The following is a 22,916-nucleotide window of genomic DNA, read 5'->3' on the forward strand; positions in this document are numbered from 1 at the left end:
TATGGATAAAATTTTATTGATAGATGATGATGAGGCTTTAGGGTATAGTATAAAAAGGTCTTTGGCAGACAGGTATTTAGTTGAGACAGCAGATACCCCAAGATTGGCATATGAAATATTGCACAATACACCAGATATATCCCTTATATTCTTAGACATACGGCTTGGTGACTCAAATGGTCTACATTTATTGGAAAGAATCAAGAAAGATTTCCCTGATATCCCTGTAGTTATGATAACAGCATTTGGCACAAGTGATACAGTTTTGGAATCTATCAGGCTTGGAGCAAAAGATTTTTTAACAAAGCCTGTAAATATTGAAGATTTGATAGAATATATTGAAAAATATAAGCAAAATAAAAGATTTAAGATATGCGGAAATGAGTATATAGATGTTGAAAATATTAATTCAAAAGGATTTATAGGAATTTCCAAAGATATAAGGGAAGTGCTGAAAATTGTAGCAAATGTATCCCCTACCAAGACACCTGTTCTGATACTGGGGGAAAGTGGTACCGGTAAAGAGTTTATAGCTAATATGATTCATGATTATAGCGGCAGAAAGGGGCCGTTTGTCCCAATTAATTGTGCTGCTATACCGAGAGATTTGATAGAGAGTGAACTGTTCGGATATGAAAAAGGGGCTTTTAGCGGGGCTGCATCGTCCAAGCCCGGCAAGTTTGAGCTTGCACAAAATGGCACTATCTTTTTGGATGAAATAGGGGAAATTTCAAAAGGTTTACAATCAAAATTACTGAGAGTATTGGAAACAAGTGAGATTGAACATTTGGGTGGCACAAAAAAGATAAAACTTGACATAAGACTAATCGCTGCAACCAATAAAAAGATAAATGAATTGATGGATGAAAATGTATTTAGGCCCGACTTGTATTTTAGGATAAGCGGTGTTACTGTTAATCTGCCCCCTTTAAGAGAGAGAAAAGAGGATATCACTCAATTGACAAAATATTTTGTCGGTGTTTTTGCAAAAGAGTACAAAAAGGAGATTACTTGTATAAATAAGGATGTCATATCCTTGCTTGAAACTTATGAGTGGCCGGGTAATGTGAGAGAGTTTAAAAATGTGATTAACACTGCGGTAATGCTTGCTGATGGCAGAAGTATAGAGAAAGAGCATATTAAGCTTAATGAAATTGTCAACTCGAATTCTAAAATGGAAATATTTAATACAAATTTAAATGAGGCAGTTGAAAACTTGGAAAAAGAGATGATTTTAAAGGCACTCAAGGAAAACAGCTATCATCTTAGCAAGACTTCGGAGCAATTGGGGATATCAAGAGTCACCCTTAATGCAAAAATAAAGAAATATAATATTATCATTAAATAATATTTGTATGTATAAAAAAAGCCCCTAAAAAGGGGCTTTTGATTATTTTCTTCTATCAGGTTTCCATCCTGCAAAGATTGAGCTTATTTCTCCCGATTGTGATTTGAAGTCGAAAAGAACGGCACTGTAAAGGTGGTTGATTACAAACCCTGCTACTAAAAACATAAAAATGTAATGATAAAATCTAACCCATTGGTTGCTTACAAAAGTAAATATCCAGCCTGTTATTGCATATAAAGTGCTGTTAGGGTCAGCCTGGCCCCAAAGTGCAAACCCTGTAAATATTTGTAATATAAACAGGTTAAATAGCACTATATAAGCCACCAATGCTACAGGGTTGTGTCCTAAAACGTGAGGCGGATTTTTTTCAAGGAATATATAGTATTTAAAATATCTCCAAAAAATTTCCCTATCTTCTTTTTTAAAAGGGTTAGAGAAAGAAGCCCAACTAGAGTATTTATTTCCTACAAACAACCAGAATAGTCTGAGAATTACACTGAAAGCAAATATTACACCTACAAGATAGTGTGTATATCTAACTACACCCATAATATAAGGTGCATTAGTAAAGCTTGTTGCTTCAATAAAAGGGTAGTGTATGTATACGCCTGTGAAAGATAAGAAGATCATACAAAAGAAGTTTATCCAATGAGATATCCTTACAGGGCCTTCCCAAACATACACATACCTTCTGGCAGCACATCTATTATCAGCCATAAGAGCCCCCTTATAAAACTTTTACTTTGGACTTTAACTCACCCTTTTCATCATATACGTGAACTGCACAGGCAAGACACGGGTCAAATGAGTGTATTGTCCTTAAAATCTCAAGAGGCTTTTCAGGGTCAGCAATCGGTGTCCCGATAAGTGACTCTTCGTATTGGCCTCTTACTCCGTTTGTATCCCTTGGACTTGCATTCCATGTTGATGGGACGACAGCTTGATAATTCTTTATTTTCTTATCTTCAATTACAATCCAGTGACCGAGTGCACCACGTGGAGCTTCATGCCAACCGTAACCTTTTGCAGATTTTGGCCATGAATCTGGATCCCATTTTTCATTGTTGTGAATTGTCAAATCTCCAGATTTAATGTTATTTACCAACATATTTACCCACTTTGGCAATCTGTTGATAGTAATGAGTGTTTCAATTCCTCTTGCAGCTGTTCTTCCTAATGTAGAGAAAAGCACTTCAGGTCCTACACCTAATTTATTAAGCACAAGGTCAACAGTTTCTTTTATCTCTTTATGCCCTTTAGCATAGCCTACTAACATTCTTGCAAGAGGACCGACTTCCATAGGTTTGTCATCATATCTTGGAGCTTTTACCCAAGAATATTTGTTATCTGTGTCAAGATATTCAAAAGGAGGTTTTGGCCCGGTATATTTCCAAATTTGCTCGCCGTCATATGGATGTTTGGCCTTATCATCACCACCTGTATAGTCATACCATGAGTGTGATACATATTCGGTGATCTTTTCCTGATTTACATCATATACTTTTGACAAGTCACCGTTTAATATGACCCCTGCTGGCATCCACATACCGTTAGGATACCCCGTCTGATCTTCAGGGAATTCACCGTATGATAAATAGTTAAGATGCCCGGCTCCGTATTTTGCCCATTCAAGATAAAATGGAGCTACAGCCAAAAGATCAGGGATATATACTTGCTCGACAAACTCTTTTGCCATTGCAATGTACTTATTAATTTCAGCTATTTTGTCGGCATTGAGTGCATTTTGGCTATTCGGGTCAACAGGGATAGACATCCCGCCTACGAGGAATGTTTGAGGATGCGGGTTTTTAGAGCCCAAAATAGCATGTATTTTGATAATTTCTTTTTGTAAGTTTAATGCTTCAAGGTAATGGGCAACGGCCATCAGGTTAGCTTCAGGTGGTAATTTATACGCACTGTGCCCCCAATAAGCATTGCCAAAAGGTCCAAGTCTTCCTGTTTTTGCAAAGGCAGCTACCTTATTTTGGACACTTCTAAAGTAGTCTTCACTTGACAATTTCCAGTCGGAAACTGATTGTTGAAGCTGAGCGGTTTTTTTAGGGTCAGCACTAAGAGCAGAAACTATATCCACCCAGTCAAGCGCATGAAGATGATAAAAATGTATTACGTGGTCTTGAACATTTTGAATCCCGATAATGATATTTCTAATCATTTCGGCGTTAAAAGGGATTCTTATGCCCAAAGCGTTTTCCACGGCTCTAATTGAGGCGATTGAATGTACTGTGGTGCAGACGCCGCAAAATCTTTGGGTAAAATACCAAGCATCTCTTGGGTCCCTTCCCTGAAGGATTTTTTCTACCCCTCTAAACATTGTGGAGCTTGACCATGCATCAACAATCTTACCATTTTCTACTTTTGCTTCTATCCTTAAATGACCTTCTATCCTTGTAATCGGGTCGACTACGATTTTTTTGTTAGCCATTTTATCCTCCCTACTCTTCGTCTTCAAATTCGTGCTCTACTTTTTTGACCATACCCTTATTTCTTATAAGGCTTACTATACCGTGCGTACCAAATACCACAGCCGATATTCCCACTACAGCAGCGCCAATCTTTGTGGCTGTGGCTTCAACACCAAATCCGGGGATATTAGGCAACCTGTTGTATATTGGTGTCATAGTATCCCAAAAGCCCGGTTCACTACAGCCCACACATCCATGCCCTGATTGAACAGGCCAGCTTGTCCCTTCATTCCATCTGACAGTCGGGCAGTTATGATATGTTTCAGGGCCTTTACAACCCATTTTGTATAAGCACCAGCCCTGTCTATGCCCTTCGTCACCCCAAGCGTTGACAAATTGTCCGGCATCAAAGTGAGCCCTTCTTTCACAGTTATCGTGTATTCTCTTACCGTATGCAAATTTAGGTCTTAAAAATTTATCCATTGCAGGTGGAGCACCGAAGAGAAGGTAATGCACAATTGTGCCTGTAAGGTTATCAACATTCATCGGGCAACCGGGGAGATTAATAACCGTTTTGTTAGGCAAAAGCTCTTTTACGCTTTTTGCTCCGGTAGGGTTTGGATAGGCAGCGGGAAGCCCACCATAGGAAGAGCATGTGCCAACTGCTATTACAAAAGCTGCGTTGCCGCCCACTTCATTTAAGATATCTACTGCAGTTTTCCCGCCAATAGTGCAATATACTCCGTCATCATTGACAGGAATAGAGCCTTCCACAATGCAGATATATTTCCCTTTATATTTTTCAACAGTCGCTTTTTTGGCTTCTTCAGCCTGATGCCCTGCAGCAGCCATAATTGTCTCGTGATAATCTATTGATAAATAATCGAGGACTAATTCTGCGACTGTAGGTCTGTTTGCTCTTAGTAAAGATTCGGAATCACCGGCACAATCTTGAAATTCAAGCCATATTACAGGCGGTCTGTCGTCTTTTTCAATTGCTTCTGCTACCTTTGGAGCCAATGCCGGTGAGAGGGAAAGGGTAGCACCAAGAGCAGTGCAATATTTTAAAAAGTCCCTTCTGCTCACACCATAACTGTCGAGTATTTCCTGAAATTTGCTCATATTAACCTCCCAAGTATTTAAAACACCATATTATAACTGAAAAATCACTACAATTTCAACTAAAATTTTGTAAATTTACTAATTGTGACAAAATTTTACTTCTTATTTCATCTACACTTGGCAACGGTAAAATAATTTTACCGTTTTCCATAAATTTTTTTGTAATCATTTTCATATCGGTGTTACATTTAGAGCATACAATTTTTTTATTTTTATTAATGTCATAAGTCTGCTTAAGGCATGTCGGGCATGAATAAGCAAATTTAAATCCGGACATTTTTCCTTTTTTACTAAAAGGTTTTCCATCTATCTCTACAATATCCATAGAAAAGTCCATTACTTTGGCGTTTGAAATGGTAGTGCCGACACCAAATCCGTCAATAATATCTGAGAGTTCGGTTAATTTTTTTTCATCAAGGCCGCCACTTGCAAACAACTTTACATGCTCAAAGCCTCTTATATCAAGCTCCCACCTTATTTCTTCCGCAATTTTTTTCAAATCTCCTCTTCGTGAGCCGGGAGTATCAAGCCTCACGCCGTTCAAATCGTTTTGCAATGCTTTTGCTACGTTAAGGGTTTCAAATTTTTCATCGTTAAAAGTGTCGATTAGGGCAATACGAGGGACAGATTTGTCAATATACATATTAAAAAGCTTCATGGTTTCAGTGGTATCCCCTACTTGTAAAATCAAAGCGTGCGGTATTGTGCCGCTTGCCTTTTTGCCGATTAGTTCTTCTGCGAAAAGGACAGAAAAACCATCACATCCCCCGATGTAAGCGTATTTATCAATCATACCACTTATGGCAGGATGAGCCCTTCTTGCACCAAAGCTGAGGACTGTCTTACCTTTTGCTGCCAATTTACATTTGGATGCCTTTGTTGTGATTCCTGAGGCGTGGCAGATAAATCCCAAAATTGCCGTTTCGTAAACTCCAAAATCAAGATAGTTTCCTACAATAGATAAGACAGGGGTATTTTCAAAAAATACACTCCCTTCTTCGATTGCGTATATATCTACCGGTTTACCTTCAAGCAGCTCCAACACGTTGGAAAGCCCGGTGAATATTCCAAAAGGGTATTCTTCCGGCATCCCTTTTTGGGCTACTTCCATCGTTACTTTTTTATTTATACCTGCTTTTCTCAAAACCTCTTCAGTCCTGATAAAGTATACATCTGTTGTCTTCCCCGCTAAGATATCTTCGGGGAGTGCAATGTCAAATTTGGCCATTATTCATCTCCGATTTATCAAATTATACCACGTTATTAAGCAAAAATAATAAATATGCAATTTTTTTTCTAAAGAATTTTGATATTCTTCCGATAATTTCACCAGACGCAAGGAAGCGTCAGGAAAATTTAATAGGGTAAACCTCTATTGAAAAAATCAAGGAGGATAGCATGAGTTTATCAATTTACAACAATGTCATGTCTTTGAACTCTCAGAGACATCTTGGCGGGACACAGTCCGCTCTCGGTAAATCCCTCGAAAGATTATCAAGCGGTTTGAGAATCAACCACGCTGCAGATGATGCATCAGGGATGGCAATTTCTGAAAAATTAAGAGGGCAGATATCAGGGCTCAAAAGGGCGATGATGAATGCTCAGGACGGTATTTCTATGCTTCAGACAGCTGAAGGTGCGCTCGGTGAAGTATCTTCTATGCTTCAAAGGATGCGTGAGCTGGCAGTACAAGCCGCAAACGGCACTTATACTTCAAACGACAGGGTAGAGCTTCAAAAAGAGGTGGAGCAGCTTAAGGCAGAGATTAATCGTATATCTACGTCGACCGAATTTAACACCAAAAAACTTTTAAATGGTGATGGGACAGCTCTGTGGTCAGCAAGCAGTAATAAGATTAGTGCGCTTATAAGAGGGAATGTGGCTGAAGGCAACTACCAGATTTCTTTGGAAGCTAACAAAATAGGCCAAAGCCAAGTATTTAAAACTGATATTATGACGCTTCAAGATGATAAGATTGGAGCGGAATATGTGGATAGCACTGCGAATGCGACTGATGATACGAATATTTCAAAAGTTAGTAATCCTAAATCACTCTGGGCGACTGGAGACAATGATTATACTTTGACATTACATGGTTCAGGGATTACAACCAGTTCAGCTGTTGCAACAATAGGTTCATATTTACAACCAGGCTCAGCAGGGACTATAAAAACAGATAGCAATAGTATTTCTTCATCGTTAACTTTTGATGGTTATGCATTAGTTGAGATTACAGGAGATAATGCTTCAGCAGCAATTACATATTTTTATAGTGCAACTACTGGTGAGTTGTTGGGCTCAAGTACTGATACAGATATTTCTGACGATATAACTACAAATGCCGGATTTTCTTTGTCTGCTACAGGTACTTTTCAAAAAGGTGATAAGTTTCTCTTTTCAGTATCAAGAGGAATCGTTCCGTCAAACAATGGACAAGGTGCAATAGAAATAACCGATGGTCCTACAGCTCAAGAACAGAAGATAACAATAAACTTTACTGCAGCAAGCTCGTTAGCTTCTACTACCGAAGAGATAACTAAAACTATATATCTTGCTGATCTTGATGAGCAAACAGGAAATTTGAATATAGGTAATTTAGATATTGTTTTTGCAAAGACTGATGACGGGGCAATTAATACTGGAACAGGGACACTTCATATCGCCGGTGGTGGTGAAGCGGCTACCACTACTACAAAGTTAAAAGATATAGCAAGATTTATCGATGCAGATGGAAATAATCTTTTTGAAAACAAGCAGGAGCTTACAATCTGGGGCAATGGCAAAAGTGCAACTATCTATTTAGAAGGGGATGACACTATAGCAGATCTTGAAACCAAGATTACAGACGCTCTCGTAAACGAACTTGATCTTGGTTCAAGTGATGAGCAGGTTAATTCACACCTTGTAGATTATATTTCTGTTCCAAGTAATGATGGTAACAGGACAGTTAAAGGTACATTTATTATACAGACAGCACTTACCGGTGAACAGGGTGAAATAGCCTTTAGCGGTGACCAAAGATTGATAGATGCTTTTTCTTTGGCAGAGATTCAAGAGTCTGTTAGCAATACGACTTTAGTTACTGTTAAAGATGCTCATACCGGTGATTTGATTGGTGTTGATGAGACAGGTAATGACAGAGTAAACGGTGTGATTGAAGGTATTGAGCTGGTTGTAGATTCAAGGGCTACTGTTGAATCTTACTGGGATGCTGCAACAGAAACAATAAAGTTTAGAGAAAATGCAAATGCCAATGAAAATCATTTCCTCCATGTAGTAGATAACTCTACAGATTTACAAATAGGTCCAAATCAGGGGCAGACCCTTTCTGTTTCAATCCCGCAGCTTGATGTAAAAGGTCTTGGGCTTGAGAATATGTTTATAGTATCTCAAAAGCTTGCTCAAAGAGCAATTCCTGATATTGATAACGCTCTTACACAGGTAGTTACAATAAGAGCTACAATTGGTGCCCAGATTAACAGGCTTGAGCATACCATTGCAAACTTGAGTGTTGCCCATGAAAATATGACTGCAAGCGAATCAAGAATTAGAGACCTTGATATGGCTGAAGAAATGTCACAGTTTACAAGAAGCCAGATTTTAAGTCAGGCAGGTACTGCAATGCTTGCACAGGCAAATCAGGTACCACAGATGGCATTACAACTTTTACAGGGGTAAAATAGCTAATTCACAAGGATAGTGAATAAATATACATGGAGGTAAATTATGGCTGCTGTAAATATGAAAAACAATGATAAATCGCAACTAACAAAATTGTATGAAATTTTGAGAGATATGTTTCAGAATCAATATTATGGGTCGCTGGAAGTAAAATTTGAAGCCGGGAAGGTGACAATTGTCAAGAAAACAGAGAGCATAAAAATTTAAAGGGGCTTTACGCCCCTTTTTTATGGCACAAAAATTGATATTCACTTACAATATAATGGCAAATGGGAAAAAGTTTCTTCTGGAGGAAACATGTTTGATGGTGCAAATATTTTGATAACTGGTGGCACAGGCTCATTTGGGAAGTGTTTTGTAAAGTATGTTCTTGAGAATTTTAATCCTAAGAGGGTAGTAATTTTAAGTAGAGATGAGTTTAAACAATATCAAATGAAAAGTGAGTTTGGGCATGATAAAAGACTGAGGTTTTTTCTTGGGGATGTAAGGGATAAGGACAGACTTTACAGAGCATTTTATGGAATAGACTATGTAATACATGCCGCTGCCTTAAAACAGGTGCCTGCTGGGGAATACAACCCATTTGAAACAATAAAGACAAATATATTGGGTGCTCAAAATGTAATCGAGGCTTGTATAGATAATGGTGTAAAAAGGGTTATAGCACTTTCTACGGATAAGGCTGCAAATCCACTAAATCTTTATGGTGCGACAAAACTTTGCTCGGATAAACTTTTCGTGGCGGGTAATTCTTATGCGGGTGGAAGAGTTACCAGATTTGCTGTTGTAAGATATGGAAATGTCCTTGGAAGTCGTGGTTCGGTGTTGCCTTTATTTCTTAAACAAAAAGAAGATGGAGTTATTACAATTACTCATAGAGATATGACAAGATTCTGGATAACGCTCCCCCAGGCTGTTGAGCTTGTTAATAAAGCTTTCAAACTTATGACTGGCGGTGAAATATTTGTGCCTAAAATTCCAAGTATGAGGATGGAGGATTTTGCAAGGGCAATTGCTCCTGAAGCTGAAATAAAAGAGATTGGGATAAGGCCTGGCGAAAAAATGCACGAAGTTATGATTCCTGAAGATGATGCAAGGCACACAAGGGAATACGACGATCACTACAGAATAATTCCGGAATTTTTAAACTGGCAGGCTCCAAAAGATTTTGGAAACGGTGGGAAAAAATTGCCTGAAGGATTTTCATATAGAAGTGATAACAATACTTGGTGGCTAACGAAAGATGAGTTATTAGAGATAATAAGTGGCTTAGAGTTGTGAAGTTATGGAGTTATGAGGTGATGGAGTTGTGAGGGTGAAAGATTATGAGTTTAACTACTTTTAGAGATTTAGAAATTTGGAAGATATCGAAAGATTTGGCTGTTTATATATACAGAATAACTGAAAATGAGTTGTTTAAAAAAGATTTTAATTTGAGAGATCAAGTAAGAAGGTCTGCTGTTTCTATTCCTTCTAATATAGCAGAAGGTTATGAAAGAAATACTAAAAAAGATTTTATAAGGTTTTTATATATTTCTAAAGGTTCATTAAGCGAATTGCAAACACAAATAGAAATAGCTAAGGAACTTAATTATCTGAAATTGGGTGAATTTGATAAAATTGAAAGTATTTGCCAAAGATTAGCAGGAATGATTACAAATTTTATAAGGTATCACGATGAAAATAAATAAAACATCAAAACATCAAAACATCAAAGCGTCAAATCCCAGAGCAGTCCCCTACGGAAAACAATCTATAGACAACGATGACATACAGGCCTTAGTTGAAGTTTTAAAGTCAAACTTTATTACTCAAGGACCAAAAATTAAAGAATTCGAAGATAAATTGGCAGAGTATTGCGGTGCTAAATATGCGGTAGCATTTAATAGCGGGACATCAGCACTGCACGGAGCATATTTTGCCACCGGGTTGTCCAAAGATGACGAATTTATAACTTCACCTATGACTTTTGCCGCTACAAGTAATGCAGGAGTATATTTAGGTGCAAGACCAATATTTGTAGATATTGAAGAAGATACCGGAAATATAGATTGTGAGAAAATAGAAGGCAAAATCACAAATAAGACAAAGTTGATCGTCCCTATTCATTATGCAGGTCATCCTTGTGATATGACAAAAATAAAAGAAATTGCTGATAAATATAATTTGAAAGTAGTGGAAGATGGATGCCATGCTTTAGGGGCAAAGCTTAAGGTTCAAAGTTCAAGGTTCAAGGTTCAACGTTCAACGTTCAATGTGGGGTCTTGTCAATTCTCAGATATGACTGTCTTTAGCTTTCATCCTGTAAAACATATTACTACCGGTGAAGGTGGAGCAGTTTTGACAAATAAGCAAGAATATTATGAAAAGCTGCTGATGTTTAGAAATCATGGAATTACAAAAGATAGTTCAAAGTTCAACGTTCAAAGTTCAACGTTTGTGGGTGAGTGGTATTATGAAATGCAACTTTTGGGGTATAATTATCGAATGACCGATATTCAGGCGGCTTTGGGGGTAAGTCAGCTGAAAAAACTTGATAGTTTTGTTGAAAAGAGAAGAGGTATTGTGCAAAAGTATAATGAAATTTTTGTTAACAATCCATATTTTGAATTGCCTGTTGAAAAGGAGTATGCGCATAATAGTTATCACTTATATCCTATAAAGCTTAAAGACAGCTTGAAACAAAAAAAACGTGAACTATTTAATAAATTAAGAGAATGTGGTGTTGGTGTCCAGGTGCATTATATCCCTGTATATTTTCACCCGTTTTATCAAGATCTCGGTTACGAAAATGGATTATGTCCAAAGGCCGAAGAATTTTATAGAAGTGAGATAAGTTTGCCGATTTTCCCCGGGATGACTAATGAGGAACTTGATTTTGTAGTGAATAAAGTGCAAGAGGTGTTTGAATCTTTATGAAAGTAGGAGCAATAATTCAGGCAAGGACATCATCTACTAGGCTGCCAAAAAAGATTTTAAAATCGCTACCTTTTGATAGTGATATTACTGTTTTACAGCAAGTTATTAGAAGAGTATTAAAAGCACAATCATTAGATGAAGTGATAATTGCAACAACTACAGATAGTGAAGATGAGGAAATTGTAAAAATATCTGACAAAGAAAATGTAAGATGGTTTAAGGGGAGTAAAGATGATGTGTTGAGCAGATATTATCTGTCTGCTAAGGAAAATAATCTTGATGCAATAGTCAGAGTAACTTCCGATTGCCCTTGTATAGATTGGAATATTATTGATTTAGCAGTTGAAAAACACTTAAATGAAAATGCAGATTATACATCTAACACGATTAAAAGGGCTTTCCCTCATGGTTTAGATGTTGAAGTAATCTCTTTTGATGCACTTGAAAAGGCATATTTTGAAGCTAAAGAAATATTTGAAAGAGAGCATGTATGCCCTTATATACATACCACGAATAAAGATAAGTTTAACATATCATCTATTGAAGCTCCACAATATTTAACTGCACCAGATATTAGAATTACACTTGACGTGGAAGAGGATTATGCACTTTTATGTGCAGTATTTGATTATTTATATTATGAAAATGAGTATTTTGAAGCCTTAGATATTGTGAAACTTTTTGGACAAAAACCTTGGCTGAAGCTGATAAATAAAAAAGTTGTGCAAAAGAAGATTTTTACAAATTTGAGCGATGAAGTATCTGAAGCTGTAAAGGTTTTAAAATTGCAAGATTTATATAACAGTGCAAATTTTTTGGAAAATATTGTAGCAAAAGAATGATAAATATAAAAAAACTGAATTAGTTTTATAACTATTTGTAATACTTTAAATAAATAATTGCAAAGATTTTTGAAGGCGTTATAATGTGTATATGGAGGTGTATTATGAGGACAAATATTGTGATAGATGATAAGTTATTGGAAGAAGCTATGAAACTCACTAATATTAAAACTAAAAAAGAGTTAGTGAATACTGCTTTAAAAGAATTTGTAGAAAATCTAAAAAGAAAAAATATTAAAGAGCTAAAAGGTAAAATAAAGTTTAATGAAGATTATGATTATAAATCAATGAGAATAGGGATGTAAAATTGATTTTAGTAGATACTTCGGTTTTAATTGATTATTTAAAAGGTAATTGTAACGATAAAACTGATAAACTTGATTTTATAATTGATAGAGGGATAGAATTTGGTATAAACAATTTGATTTATCAGGAAATATTGCAAGGTGCTGCAACATCAAAAGAATTTAATATTTTAAATGATTATTTGTCATCTTTGAAATTTTATTATTTAAAATTAGGTCTAAAATCATACGAAAATGCAGCAAAATATTATTTTGAATGTAGAAAAAAGGGGATAACAGTTAGAAGTACTATTGATATGTTAATTGTCGAAACTGCTTTGGAAAACGATTTATACCTTTTACATAATGATAGAGATTTTGATAATGTAACAAAAGTTATAACAGGTTTGAAAATATATCAATGATTTGGAGAATAGCTTGTTAAATGTTTATATTCTGACTGAAGCAGGTAAAAATATAGGATTTGGTCATCTTATGAGGATGATTGCAATTTATCAGGCATTTGAAATTAAAAATATAAAGCCAAAATTTATTATTAATGGTGATGAATCTGTTGAAGAGTATCTGAAAGAAACTGAATACGAAATTTTTAATTGGATTGATAATCAAAAAAGACTTTTTGATATGATTAAAGATGCAGATATTGCTATAATTGATAGTTATTTGGCAGATTTAACTCTTTATGAGAAAATCAGTAAATTAGTAAACTTACCAGTTTATTATGATGATAATAATAGAATAGAATATCCAAGCGGAGTTGTAGTAAATGGTAATATTCATGCAAAAGATTTAGATTATCCTAAAAGAGATGATATTAATTATTTGCTAGGTTTAGAATATTTACCACTTAGAAAAGAGTTTTGGGAAGTGCCGGAAAAAAAGATAAAAGAGAATGTAGAAAGTATAATGATTACATTTGGCGGTGATGATTTTCGTAATATGACGCCAAAAGTTTTAAAATTATTGGCTGAAAACTATCCGAATATTAAAAAGAATGTTATAATTGGTAAAGGTTTTAAGAATATAAAAGAGATAGAAAAAGCTTCAGATGAAAATACAGCTTTAATATATTTTCCTGATGCTCAAAAGATGAAAGAAGTAATGCTTGAAAGTGATATTGCTATTTCAGCCGGCGGGCAAACATTGTATGAGCTTGCAAAAGTTGGAGTTCCTACAATCGCAGTAATAGTTGCAGACAATCAATATCTTGCTGCGAAAAAAATGTTTAATATGGAAATGATACTAAGTGTCTTTATGTACCCTGAATTGAGAAATACATTTGGTAAGCTTGTTGAAGATATCAATTTACCCATAGATAAAAGAAAATTTTCAAAAAATAAAATGGGAATTTTAAAAAAAATCTATCCTCCAAGGGTAGTAAATGAATTATTAAAACTTTTTCATATATTAAGTTAGGAGTTTCAATGAGTTTTAATGTAATTTATATAGGAAATCTATATTATGTGCCTGAATATATTTTAATGAACGATAATCTAAACCTCAAAGGGATAGTAGTTGAAAGGGGAAAATTTGATGATAATCTGTTTACTTTTTCATTGGTTAGAAATATAGATGTTGTAGAAGTAGAAAATATAAATAAAGTAGAGGAGTTTTTAAAGGAGAAAGACATTGATTTTTGTATTATGTGCTCTTTTGGAAAAATGCTTACGGAATCTTTTTTAGATCTATACGAAGTATACAATATTCATTACAGCTATTTACCATATTATAAAGGAAGACATCCCACTTTTTGGGCAACAATTAATGAAGAATTAAAAGTAGGAATTTCAATTCATAAAGTAACATCAAAAGTTGATAGCGGTGATATAATTTCACGCAAATTAGTTTCTTATTACTTTTGGGAGAATGAAAAGGATATTTTTCTTAAGTTAACTAATATTATTCCTGAACTTTTAAATGATCTTGTTGACTATAAAAGAGGACAATTAAGAGTTGTAAGGAACATAGAAAATAAATATTATTATCCTCCTGTTAAAGAAGATGATTATACTTTTGATTTAAAAAATGATCCTCCAAATATACTTTTTAATAAAGTAAGAGCTCAAGCTAGATATAAAGGTGCTAAGCTAATATACAAAAATAAGGTATATTACGTGAAAAAATTATATTTTACTCAGAAACCAAACATTAGTGATAAAAAAATAATTCCTTACAAAAATAACATTTTTATAGTATTGGAAGAATTCACGGAGGAGAATCTAAGTTGAAATGTGCTATAATGCAGCCAACATATAACCCATGGATAGGCTACTTTGATTTAATGGGCAGCATTGATGTTTTTGTATACTTAGATGATGTCCAACTTGTCCGTAGAAGTTGGCAAGTTAGAAATAGAATTAAAACATCCCAAGGTGAATTATTTTTATCTATACCATTAAAAAAAACATCACGAAGAGAAGAAGTCAAAATTAAAGATGCATACATAGATGATTCCCAGCCGTGGAGACAAAAACATCTAAAGGCAATTAATCTCAACTACAAAAAAGCACCATATTATGAAGAAGTTTTTCCTTTTGTAAAGAATTTGATAGAAGTTCCTTTTGATAAACTAACAGATTTCAACATAAATTTTATAGAAAAAGTAAAAGATAAAATTGGAATAAGAACACAAACTATTAGGAGCTATGATTTAAAAGTTGACGGAAAAAAGGACGAAAAACTATCAAACATATGTAAAAAGTTAGGATGTGATACATACATATCTCCTCAAGGTTCGGCAGAATATTTAGAAAAGGAAAAACCGGGTGGGCTTATTGTTAAAAATGGGATTAATCTTTTTTACCACAATTATATCCACCCTGCATATAGACAGGTTTACGGTGAATTTTTGCCTTATATGGGAGTTATAGATTTGCTTTTTAATGAAGGTTTTGATAATGCTCTTAAAATAATAAGAAGCGGTAGAAAAGAGCCAATTCATTACTTAGTGTTTAGAAAAAATTTTTTACAGGACAACGAAAATGAAAATAGCAAACTTTGATTTAAATGAAAAAGTTTTAATAGTTGCAGAACTATCTGCAAATCACAAGCAAGATATAAACTTAGCAAAGGAGACAATTTATGCGATGAAAGAAGCAGGAGCTAATGCTGTAAAATTACAGACTTATACTCCTGATACTTTGACAATAGATTGTGACAATAAATATTTTCAGATTAAGCAAGGCACACTTTGGGACGGAAAAACACTTTACGAACTTTACAAACAAGCATATACCCCATGGGAGTGGCATCTTGAACTGAAAGAGTTAGCTGAAAAGCTTGGTCTTGTTTTCTTTTCCACACCTTTTGATAAGACTGCCGTAGATTTTCTTGAGGAGCTGAATGTCACAATTTATAAAGTTGCTTCATTTGAGATTACAGATATTCCACTCATTGAATATATTGCATCCAAAGGCAAGCCGATGATTATATCTACAGGGATAGCCACTATTGAAGATATTAAGCTTGCTGTTGAGACATGCAAGAAGAATGGTTGCAATGATATTACGCTGTTAAAATGTACATCTGCTTATCCTGCACCATTTGAAGAAGCAAACTTGCTTACCATTCCCGATATGAAAAATCGGTTTGGGGTAACAGTGGGGCTATCTGACCATACTCTCGGTATATCTGTGCCAATTGCAGCAGTTGCGCTTGGTGCAAGGGTAATTGAGAAGCATTTTATACTTGATAAAAAGCTTGGTGGCCCGGATGCGGCTTTTTCATTAGAACCGAAAGAATTTAAAGCGATGGTAAGCTCTATTAGAGAGGTAGAAAAAGCTCTTGGCAAAGTTACGTATGAAATATCGGAAAAAGTGGAGAAGAGTAGGATTTTTGCAAGGAGTCTATTTGTAGTTAAAGACATTAAAGCAGGTGATTTTTTGACTAATGATAACATTCGCTCTATAAGACCTGGCTACGGCTTACATCCTAAATATTTAAAAAGTGTATTGGGTAAAAAGGCAAAATATGACCTTGCAAAGGGCACGCCACTAAAGTTAGAATTTATTACAGAATAAGGAGTTGATGTGAATATTTATGAAAAAAATCTTCAGGCACTTAAAAAATTTAGACCCGATTTGGCAAAAAAAGTTGAATCATATAAAAGTAATGGTAAGTATAACACCATATCTTCTAATCATCCCGACAAAATTCCAAATTTAATTTATTTGCCTGAAAAGCTACTTGCTTATGACAACAATGACCCGCTGGCTTATGTCCAAGCTGATTTGAGAAACAAAATTAGACTCCCGGTTTTGAATATATTTTTTGGATTTGGGCTTGGGTATGAAATATTGACTTTTTTACAAAAATTTGCGGTGCAAGAGTCTGTTTTAATTGTATTTGAGCCTGAATTTGAGCCTTTTTATGTTGCACTTTACACAATAGACTTGACACCGGTAATATCTGATTCACGTGTAAAGCTTTTAATTGATATTCCAATTAACGATGTGTTTGTGAATTTGCATGCCATATTATTTATGGGTAATTTAAAGCTTTTTGTTAAAGCAATTAATATTATAGATAATAGCTTATCTTTAAGACTAAGCGGAGATTATTATAAGAAAGTTATGTCTCATTTAAAAGATGCAGTAAAAGAAGTTTTATTGCACTTTGGCAATGACCCTTGGGACTCGCTAATTGGTATTGTAAATACATTTTTAAATATCAATGAGATAATTGGCTGGCCCGGGATTAAAGATTTAGAAGGCATTTTTGATGGGAAACCAGGCATTGTCGTGGCAACAGGTCCATCTCTAAATAAGAACATTCACTTGCTAAAGGGGCTTGAAAACAAGGCCGTTATTTGTGCTGCAGACGCATCTTTGAGGGTAATGAAAAAGAATGGTCTCAAGCCGCACTTAGTTACTTCCCTTGAAAGGGTAATTGCTACTTCAAAGCTCTTTGAAGGGCTTACCCAAGAAGATGTAAAGGATGTTTATTTGTCAGCATGTCCTGTAATCCGCCCTGAAACATATGCTAATTTTCCCGGAGAAAGGATAATTGTCTATCGAAATTTTGCTACTTTTCAGTGGCTTGAGATTGAAAAAGGGACTTTAGATATTGGTCCTTCTGCTGCGAATATGGCGTTTAAGATTTTGGAATTTTTGGGGTGTAATCCTATTATCCTTATTGGTCAAGATTTGGCTTTTGGAGAGAATGAAGTGACCCACGCCTCCGGTGCTACATTTGGTGAAAAAGAGGAACAATATCATACTAGACGTCAAATCTTGGAAGTAGAAGGTAATTATGTGCCAAAAATCAAGACAACTGATGTATGGTACAAATTTATGAAATACTATGAAAAAGATATAGCAGGTTTTAAAGGTGAAGTGATTAATGCTACCGAAGGGGGAGCAAAAATTTATGGCACAAAAATAATGACCTTCAAAGAGGCAATTGAAAAGTATATTAATGAAGATATCGATGTAATAGATAATATTAAATCAAATCTCAAATATCCTGATGAGGCGGAAAAGGAAAAGTATAAAAAACAGTCTATGGACAAGGTAAACGAAGCTATACAATATTCGGAAAATGTTATCGAAAGGCTTACATACGGTTTTAACAAAGCTGTTGAGTTCATTAACAATGTCATTGTTAGGTATGAAAAAGAAAAGGTCATAGATGAAGAGTATGCAAGAAAAACTTTTGACGAAGTGCAGAAAACATTGGCAATTTTTGGTGAAAGGAAGTTTTTTGAGATATTTATGCATTTTGTGCAGTCTTATTATTTGACTACGATTATAGAAATAAATGGCGTGAGAAATTCTAACAATCACCCTCGTGATATAAATTTTACAGTAGTAAAGCTACTTTATGATATGTATGGTGTAATGATAAAGCTCATCGAAGCTATGAAAAAGTCTTTGTATGAGATGAAAGCCAAATTGGAAGAAAATTAGATTAAATAGCTGTAAAAGAGATCATCCCCGGCAAGCTTTTGAGTTTGCCGGTCAACTTTTCAAGCTGGTCTTTGGATGCGATTTCTATTGTAAAGTTTTGCCTTGCCCTGCCTTCTGACATCGGTTTTGCGGACAGCTCTATGATGTTTATCCCCATATCCTTAATAACAGTGGTAATTTCATTGAGCATCCCCGGTCTGTCCTCAGTGATACTGTTTATCTTTACTTTTGACTTAAATTTTTTGGTCTCATCCCATATTACTTCTATTAATCTGTCTTCACTAACTGTCATATTTTTAAGATTTTGACAATCAGCTTTGTGAACAATAATACCTCTTCCTACGCTGATATACCCTTTTACATCATCCCCGGGAAGTGGGTTGCAGCATTTTGCCACTCTCACCATTACGTCATCTATCCCTTTTATCTTAAAAGGCTCAGCCTTAACTTTTGTGGGTTTTGAAATAACATCTTCTTTTTCGTCAAGCCTTGCAAAAAGGTTTGCTACCTGCTTTGCGGATAATCTGCCGAAACCTACGGCCTTGAGAAAGTCATCAACTGATTTAAGGTTAAATTTTTCAAAAATCTTATTTAGACTTTCTTTACTGTGTAATATCTCTTTAAAATTAAGTCCTCTATCTGAAAATTCATTTTCAAGAAGATTGTGAGCGGTATTGACAGCCCTTTCATCCTCTTTCTTCCTCAAATATGCCCTGATTCTTGACTTTGCACGGTTAGTTTTAACAAAATTTAGCCAATCCCTTCTCGGCTCTTGATTGGGAGATGTCAATACTTCTATCTTTTCGCCGCCTTTTAGTTTGTATTTGAGCGGTACAATTCTACCGTCAATTTTAGCCCCAACGCATTTGTTACCTACTTCCGAATGTATTGCATAGGCAAAATCTATCGGTGTTGAGCCCCTTGGCAACTCTACCACGTCCCCCGCCGGAGTGAATACATATATTTGAGCAGGAAGAACATCTTCTTTTAATGCTTCTACAAGCTCTTCAGGATTTTTAAGCTCTTTTTGGTCAAGCAGCTGTCTTAGCCATACAAAAGCCTTGTCCTCTTTCGGGTCAAACTTTTTCCCTTCCTTATATCGCCAGTGGGCAGCAATCCCTTCCTCTGCAATTCGGTGCATCTCTTCCGTACGAATTTGAAACTCTACCGTCATCCCTTTCGGGCCGATTACTGTTGTGTGAAGTGATTGATATAGATTAGCTTTTGGCATTGCAATATAATCTTTAAATCTTCCCGGCAGAGGTTTCCAAATACTGTGGATAAGCCCTAATACCGAATAACACTCGGGGAGCGTTTTCACGATAATTCTCAGAGCTAAAAGGTCATATATCTCATCAAAACTCGTCTTTTTTAAGACCATTTTTTTATAGATGGAGTAAAAATGTTTTGGTCTTCCTGACACATCGGCATCTATATTGTTTTTTTTGAGCTGTTCTTTAACAATTTTTAGAATGTTATTTAAATATTCTTCCCTTTCACTTCTTTTTAACTTAACTTTATTGTAGATTTCATAATATTTCTCTTTATCAAGTATGCGAAATGCCATATCTTCAAGCTCCCACTTTATCCAGGCGATACCAAGCCTGTGAGCAAGTGGTGCGTAGATTTCCATTGTTTCCTGTGCGATTCTTTTTTGCTTATCCTCTCTCAAATAGTCGATGGTGCGCATGTTATGAAGCCGGTCGGCAAGCTTTATTACGATAACTCTTACGTCTTGTGACATCGATATGAGCATTTTGCGGAAATTTTCCGCCATTTTTTGCTCAGAAGATTTAAATTTTATTTTCCCTATTTTTGATACGCCGTCTACAAGAAAAGCTACATCACGGCCGAATAGCTCTTCCAATTCCTCAAATGTAGCATCCGTATCTTCGAGAGTGTCGTGAAGCAGTCCTGCTATGACAGTGTCGATATCCATATTCATTTCTGCAAGGATATAGCTTACGCAAAGAGGATGAGAAAGATACGGCTCGCCGCTTTGTCTTAACTGACCTCTATGCTTTTGAGCGGCGTAAACGTAAGCTTTGTGCAGCTTTTCAAGGTCAGCCTGTGCATGCTCACTACTCTGCAATACTTTTTCTTGTATATCCATTATTCGGATATTTCTTGACTTAACACTCATCCGATTCTCGAATATCTTTCAATTTTAATTGGACAGTCTTTTCCCCAAGCCAAGTGTTGTATTCAGGTATAAATGCTATGTCAAAGTATTCACTTTTTTTAAGGATTTGTTCATACTCTGGCATGTTGTAGCCGATTACCTGGAATACCTTGCCATTTTTTTCCAAAAAGCCCTTTATATGTTTTTTGTCTTTACCTATGTAGAAAAACTGCTGGTATTTTCTAAGCCCTTTCATAAGGAAAATTGGCTCACTGTTGCCGCTTCCAAATGGTCTCATCTTGTTAAGCCATTGTATAAGCTCATCATTTACCTGATTTTCAGTGACAATGGCATCAATGTTAATTTCAGGAATAAAATCTTCATCGGTGAGTTGAGATGAGATTATATTGTGAAATTCTTTTTGAAGCGTTTTGATGTTTTCAGCATTAATTTTAAGCCCGGCAGCATATTTATGCCCACCAAAGCTTACCAAAAGCTCTGAAATATCTTTAAGCCCGTCATAAAGATGAAATGCAGGGATACTTCTTGCTGAGCCCTTCCCAAGACCGTTTTCCATCGTAATTACGATTGTCGGCCTGAAATATTTTTCTACTACCCTTGAAGCTACTATCCCTATTACTCCGGGGTGCCAATCTTCAGAGTACAGCACAATCCCTCTATATTTTTCATGAAGCCGGTGCCTTTCAATTTTTGCATAGGATTCAGCCAGAATTGTTTTTTCAATCCCCTGTCTGTATCTGTTTTCCATGTCAAGCTCTTCTGCAAGCCAGCGGGCTTCATTTCTATCATCAGTAATTAGAAGCCTTACCCCTCTGTCGCTGCACCCCATACGTCCTACGGCATTTATCCTTGGGGCAATTATAAATCCTATGTGAGAAGCATTTAGACTGACATTTGTAAGCCCTGTAATCTTTTTAAGCTCTTCAAGGCCCACTCTTGAGCTTTTTTCACTAAGCATTTTAAGCCCGTGTTTTACAAAGATTCTGTTTTCTCCGATTAGCGGGACAACGTCGGCTATTGTGCCGAGAGTAACAATATCGAGATATTTCTTTAAATTTGGCAAACTGTATTTGTAGTCAGTAGAATTGTGTAAATGGTATCGCAGTGCCATAAGTAGCTTAAAGGCTACGCCGACACCGGATAAATGTTTGAATGGGTAATTGTCATCAAATTGCATCGGGTTGACAATTGCATAGGCTTTTACAGGGAGCTCATCCCCTTGCTGATGATGGTCTGTAATGATTACATCTATCCCTTTACTTGCAGCGTAGGCTACCTCACTCACAGCCGTGATACCACAATCAACGGTAATCATCAAATCTACATTTTGTCCGGCAATGTCATCTATTGCTTCTTTGTTAAGCCCGTAACCTTCTTCCAGCCTATTGGGGACATAATATATCACCCGTGCGTTTAACTCTTTCAAAAAGAGATAAAGTAGAGATGTAGAAGTAATTCCGTCAACATCATAGTCACCGTAGATACATATCTTTTCGCGGTTAAAAATGGCTTGTGTTATCCTTTTTACCGCTTTTTCCATATCTTTTAAGAGAAATGGATTGATTAAATCTTTGAGGGGCACATCGAAGTAGATTTTTGCATCATCCACGCTTATTATGCCGCGTTTGATTAAAGCCTCTGCGATTGGGATAGGTATCCCAAGAGAGGTATTTAATTGAAAAATATTTGATTTATCAGCCTGTTCGTAAACCCAACGATACTTGATACTCTTGGCTAAGCTAACATCCTTATCAATCCCCATTTACCTACCATTCTTTTATATATTTTTAATTATTTTAATACCCATTTTGATTAAAAGCAAGAAATTAATTTTTTCTGCCGTTACCACATTTTTTAAACCACAGGGGTTAGTGTAAGAGTGTTCAATGTTCTATGTTCAAAGTTTTTGTTAGTGCTAAGCGTTAAGTGCTAAGTGCTAAGTGCTAAGTGTTACGTACTAAGTCATTCATATTAACTTTATACAATTTATTGTCCGCGAATAACCGATCACCATCCACTACTCACCATTCACTGTTCACGGTAAACTTTCACCTTTCTTATAACCATTATATTTTCTACCAATATCCATATGTTTACTTGATTTTTTTCTGCGTTTAATTTGATTTATTGGACAAGAAAAAATTTATAACACGATGTTAAAAAAAAAGATTAATTTTGCAGTCTCCCCGTTTTTTTTAATGGAATTATGTAACTGATTGGTTTTATA

At 35.6% G+C, this 22,916-nt stretch carries 20 protein-coding genes; 14 read left to right on the forward strand and 6 right to left on the reverse strand.

What is annotated here, in order from left to right:
- Position 1 precedes the first annotated feature (1 nt).
- Positions 2-1,348: a sigma-54-dependent transcriptional regulator gene (locus LF845_RS00985; RefSeq protein WP_242819118.1), complete on the forward strand. Its 1,347-nt coding sequence runs from the start codon at positions 2-4 to the stop codon at positions 1,346-1,348.
- 42 nt (positions 1,349-1,390) lie between these two features.
- Here LF845_RS00985 and cybH read toward each other — a convergent pair whose 3' ends face one another.
- From cybH to LF845_RS01005, 4 genes are read right to left on the reverse strand one after another with little or no spacing between them, the layout of a single operon-like run.
- Positions 1,391-2,065, reverse strand: coding sequence for a Ni/Fe-hydrogenase, b-type cytochrome subunit (gene cybH, locus LF845_RS00990; RefSeq protein WP_242819119.1), 675 nt, complete (start codon positions 2,063-2,065; stop codon positions 1,391-1,393).
- 10 nt (positions 2,066-2,075) lie between these two features.
- A complete protein-coding gene (locus LF845_RS00995; protein ID WP_242819120.1) occupies positions 2,076-3,791 on the reverse strand; it encodes a nickel-dependent hydrogenase large subunit in 1,716 nt (571 codons plus the stop codon).
- 10 nt (positions 3,792-3,801) lie between these two features.
- Positions 3,802-4,893 carry a hydrogenase small subunit gene (locus LF845_RS01000; protein WP_242819121.1) on the reverse strand — a complete coding sequence of 364 codons (1,092 nt, stop codon included), beginning with the start codon at positions 4,891-4,893 and terminating at the stop codon, positions 3,802-3,804.
- A 55-nt stretch (positions 4,894-4,948) separates the two neighbouring features.
- A complete protein-coding gene (locus LF845_RS01005) occupies positions 4,949-6,121 on the reverse strand; it encodes a nicotinate phosphoribosyltransferase (RefSeq protein WP_242819122.1) in 1,173 nt (390 codons plus the stop codon).
- A gap of 170 nt (positions 6,122-6,291) precedes the next feature.
- Between LF845_RS01005 and LF845_RS11815 the strand changes: the two genes are divergently transcribed.
- From LF845_RS11815 to LF845_RS01075, 13 genes are all read left to right on the forward strand, one after another.
- Positions 6,292-8,571, forward strand: a complete 2,280-nt coding sequence (locus LF845_RS11815) for a flagellin N-terminal helical domain-containing protein (RefSeq protein WP_278252112.1) — start codon at positions 6,292-6,294, stop codon at positions 8,569-8,571.
- Positions 8,572-8,619: 48 nt separating this feature from the next.
- Positions 8,620-8,781 (forward strand): hypothetical protein, encoded by a 162-nt coding sequence (locus LF845_RS01020; protein ID WP_242819123.1) that lies wholly within the window; start codon positions 8,620-8,622, stop codon positions 8,779-8,781.
- A 90-nt stretch (positions 8,782-8,871) separates the two neighbouring features.
- Positions 8,872-9,855, forward strand: coding sequence for a UDP-N-acetylglucosamine 4,6-dehydratase (inverting) (gene pseB, locus LF845_RS01025; protein ID WP_242819124.1), 984 nt, complete (start codon positions 8,872-8,874; stop codon positions 9,853-9,855).
- A gap of 44 nt (positions 9,856-9,899) precedes the next feature.
- Complete coding sequence (locus tag LF845_RS01030) at positions 9,900-10,265, forward strand: four helix bundle protein (protein ID WP_242819125.1); 366 nt, start codon at positions 9,900-9,902, stop codon at positions 10,263-10,265.
- Positions 10,252-11,493, forward strand: a complete 1,242-nt coding sequence (gene pseC, locus LF845_RS01035) for a UDP-4-amino-4,6-dideoxy-N-acetyl-beta-L-altrosamine transaminase (RefSeq protein WP_242819126.1) — start codon at positions 10,252-10,254, stop codon at positions 11,491-11,493. Before LF845_RS01030 ends, pseC begins: the two co-directional genes overlap by 14 nt.
- Positions 11,490-12,335 carry a glycosyltransferase family protein gene (locus tag LF845_RS01040; protein WP_242819127.1) on the forward strand — a complete coding sequence of 282 codons (846 nt, stop codon included), beginning with the start codon at positions 11,490-11,492 and terminating at the stop codon, positions 12,333-12,335. The genes pseC and LF845_RS01040 overlap by 4 nt, the downstream gene beginning before the upstream one ends.
- Positions 12,336-12,439: 104 nt before the next feature.
- Entirely contained in the window at positions 12,440-12,640 is a 201-nt protein-coding gene (locus tag LF845_RS01045; protein WP_242819128.1) for a type II toxin-antitoxin system VapB family antitoxin, read from the forward strand.
- A gap of 2 nt (positions 12,641-12,642) precedes the next feature.
- Entirely contained in the window at positions 12,643-13,044 is a 402-nt protein-coding gene (gene vapC, locus LF845_RS01050) for a type II toxin-antitoxin system VapC family toxin (RefSeq protein WP_242819129.1), read from the forward strand.
- Between the two features lie 13 nt (positions 13,045-13,057).
- Complete coding sequence (gene pseG / locus LF845_RS01055; protein ID WP_242819130.1) at positions 13,058-14,056, forward strand: UDP-2,4-diacetamido-2,4,6-trideoxy-beta-L-altropyranose hydrolase; 999 nt, start codon at positions 13,058-13,060, stop codon at positions 14,054-14,056.
- 8 nt (positions 14,057-14,064) lie between these two features.
- Positions 14,065-14,868: a formyltransferase family protein gene (locus tag LF845_RS01060; protein WP_242819131.1), complete on the forward strand. Its 804-nt coding sequence runs from the start codon at positions 14,065-14,067 to the stop codon at positions 14,866-14,868.
- A complete protein-coding gene (locus tag LF845_RS01065; RefSeq protein ID WP_242819132.1) occupies positions 14,865-15,641 on the forward strand; it encodes a WbqC family protein in 777 nt (258 codons plus the stop codon). The genes LF845_RS01060 and LF845_RS01065 overlap by 4 nt, the downstream gene beginning before the upstream one ends.
- The gene (gene pseI, locus LF845_RS01070) at positions 15,622-16,659 is read left to right on the forward strand and encodes a pseudaminic acid synthase (RefSeq protein ID WP_242819133.1); all 1,038 of its coding nucleotides are present in this window, start codon (positions 15,622-15,624) and stop codon (positions 16,657-16,659) included. The genes LF845_RS01065 and pseI overlap by 20 nt, the downstream gene beginning before the upstream one ends.
- A 9-nt stretch (positions 16,660-16,668) precedes the next feature.
- On the forward strand, positions 16,669-18,546 hold the full coding sequence (locus LF845_RS01075; RefSeq protein WP_242819134.1) for a motility associated factor glycosyltransferase family protein: 1,878 nt from the start codon (positions 16,669-16,671) through the stop codon (positions 18,544-18,546).
- A gap of 1 nt (position 18,547) precedes the next feature.
- Here LF845_RS01075 and LF845_RS01080 read toward each other — a convergent pair whose 3' ends face one another.
- A complete protein-coding gene (locus LF845_RS01080; protein WP_423220565.1) occupies positions 18,548-20,659 on the reverse strand; it encodes a RelA/SpoT family protein in 2,112 nt (703 codons plus the stop codon).
- A gap of 19 nt (positions 20,660-20,678) precedes the next feature.
- A complete protein-coding gene (gene recJ, locus LF845_RS01085) occupies positions 20,679-22,451 on the reverse strand; it encodes a single-stranded-DNA-specific exonuclease RecJ (protein ID WP_242819136.1) in 1,773 nt (590 codons plus the stop codon).
- Positions 22,452-22,916: the final 465 nt, after the last annotated feature.

It is taken from the genome of Deferrivibrio essentukiensis (genome assembly GCF_020480685.1).
Lineage (GTDB): Bacteria > Chrysiogenota > Deferribacteres > Deferribacterales > Deferrivibrionaceae > Deferrivibrio > Deferrivibrio essentukiensis.

Bases quoted from the DNA above. Each gene is read 5' to 3' on its own strand.
- LF845_RS01030 (WP_242819125.1), top strand. From the start codon at position 9,900: ATGAGTTTAACTACTTTTAGAGATTTAGAAATTTGGAAGATATCGAAA.
- LF845_RS11815 (WP_278252112.1), top strand. From the start codon at position 6,292: ATGAGTTTATCAATTTACAACAATGTCATGTCTTTGAACTCTCAGAGA.
- pseC (WP_242819126.1), top strand. From the start codon at position 10,252: ATGAAAATAAATAAAACATCAAAACATCAAAACATCAAAGCGTCAAAT.
- cybH (WP_242819119.1), bottom strand. From the start codon at position 2,065: ATGGCTGATAATAGATGTGCTGCCAGAAGGTATGTGTATGTTTGGGAA.
- LF845_RS01060 (WP_242819131.1), top strand. From the start codon at position 14,065: ATGAGTTTTAATGTAATTTATATAGGAAATCTATATTATGTGCCTGAA.
- LF845_RS01080 (WP_423220565.1), bottom strand. From the start codon at position 20,659: ATGGATATACAAGAAAAAGTATTGCAGAGTAGTGAGCATGCACAGGCT.
- LF845_RS01005 (WP_242819122.1), bottom strand. From the start codon at position 6,121: ATGGCCAAATTTGACATTGCACTCCCCGAAGATATCTTAGCGGGGAAG.
- LF845_RS01020 (WP_242819123.1), top strand. From the start codon at position 8,620: ATGGCTGCTGTAAATATGAAAAACAATGATAAATCGCAACTAACAAAA.
- LF845_RS01000 (WP_242819121.1), bottom strand. From the start codon at position 4,893: ATGAGCAAATTTCAGGAAATACTCGACAGTTATGGTGTGAGCAGAAGG.
- LF845_RS00985 (WP_242819118.1), top strand. From the start codon at position 2: ATGGATAAAATTTTATTGATAGATGATGATGAGGCTTTAGGGTATAGT.
- LF845_RS01040 (WP_242819127.1), top strand. From the start codon at position 11,490: ATGAAAGTAGGAGCAATAATTCAGGCAAGGACATCATCTACTAGGCTG.
- pseI (WP_242819133.1), top strand. From the start codon at position 15,622: ATGAAAATAGCAAACTTTGATTTAAATGAAAAAGTTTTAATAGTTGCA.
- recJ (WP_242819136.1), bottom strand. From the start codon at position 22,451: ATGGGGATTGATAAGGATGTTAGCTTAGCCAAGAGTATCAAGTATCGT.
- LF845_RS01045 (WP_242819128.1), top strand. From the start codon at position 12,440: ATGAGGACAAATATTGTGATAGATGATAAGTTATTGGAAGAAGCTATG.
- pseB (WP_242819124.1), top strand. From the start codon at position 8,872: ATGTTTGATGGTGCAAATATTTTGATAACTGGTGGCACAGGCTCATTT.
- LF845_RS00995 (WP_242819120.1), bottom strand. From the start codon at position 3,791: ATGGCTAACAAAAAAATCGTAGTCGACCCGATTACAAGGATAGAAGGT.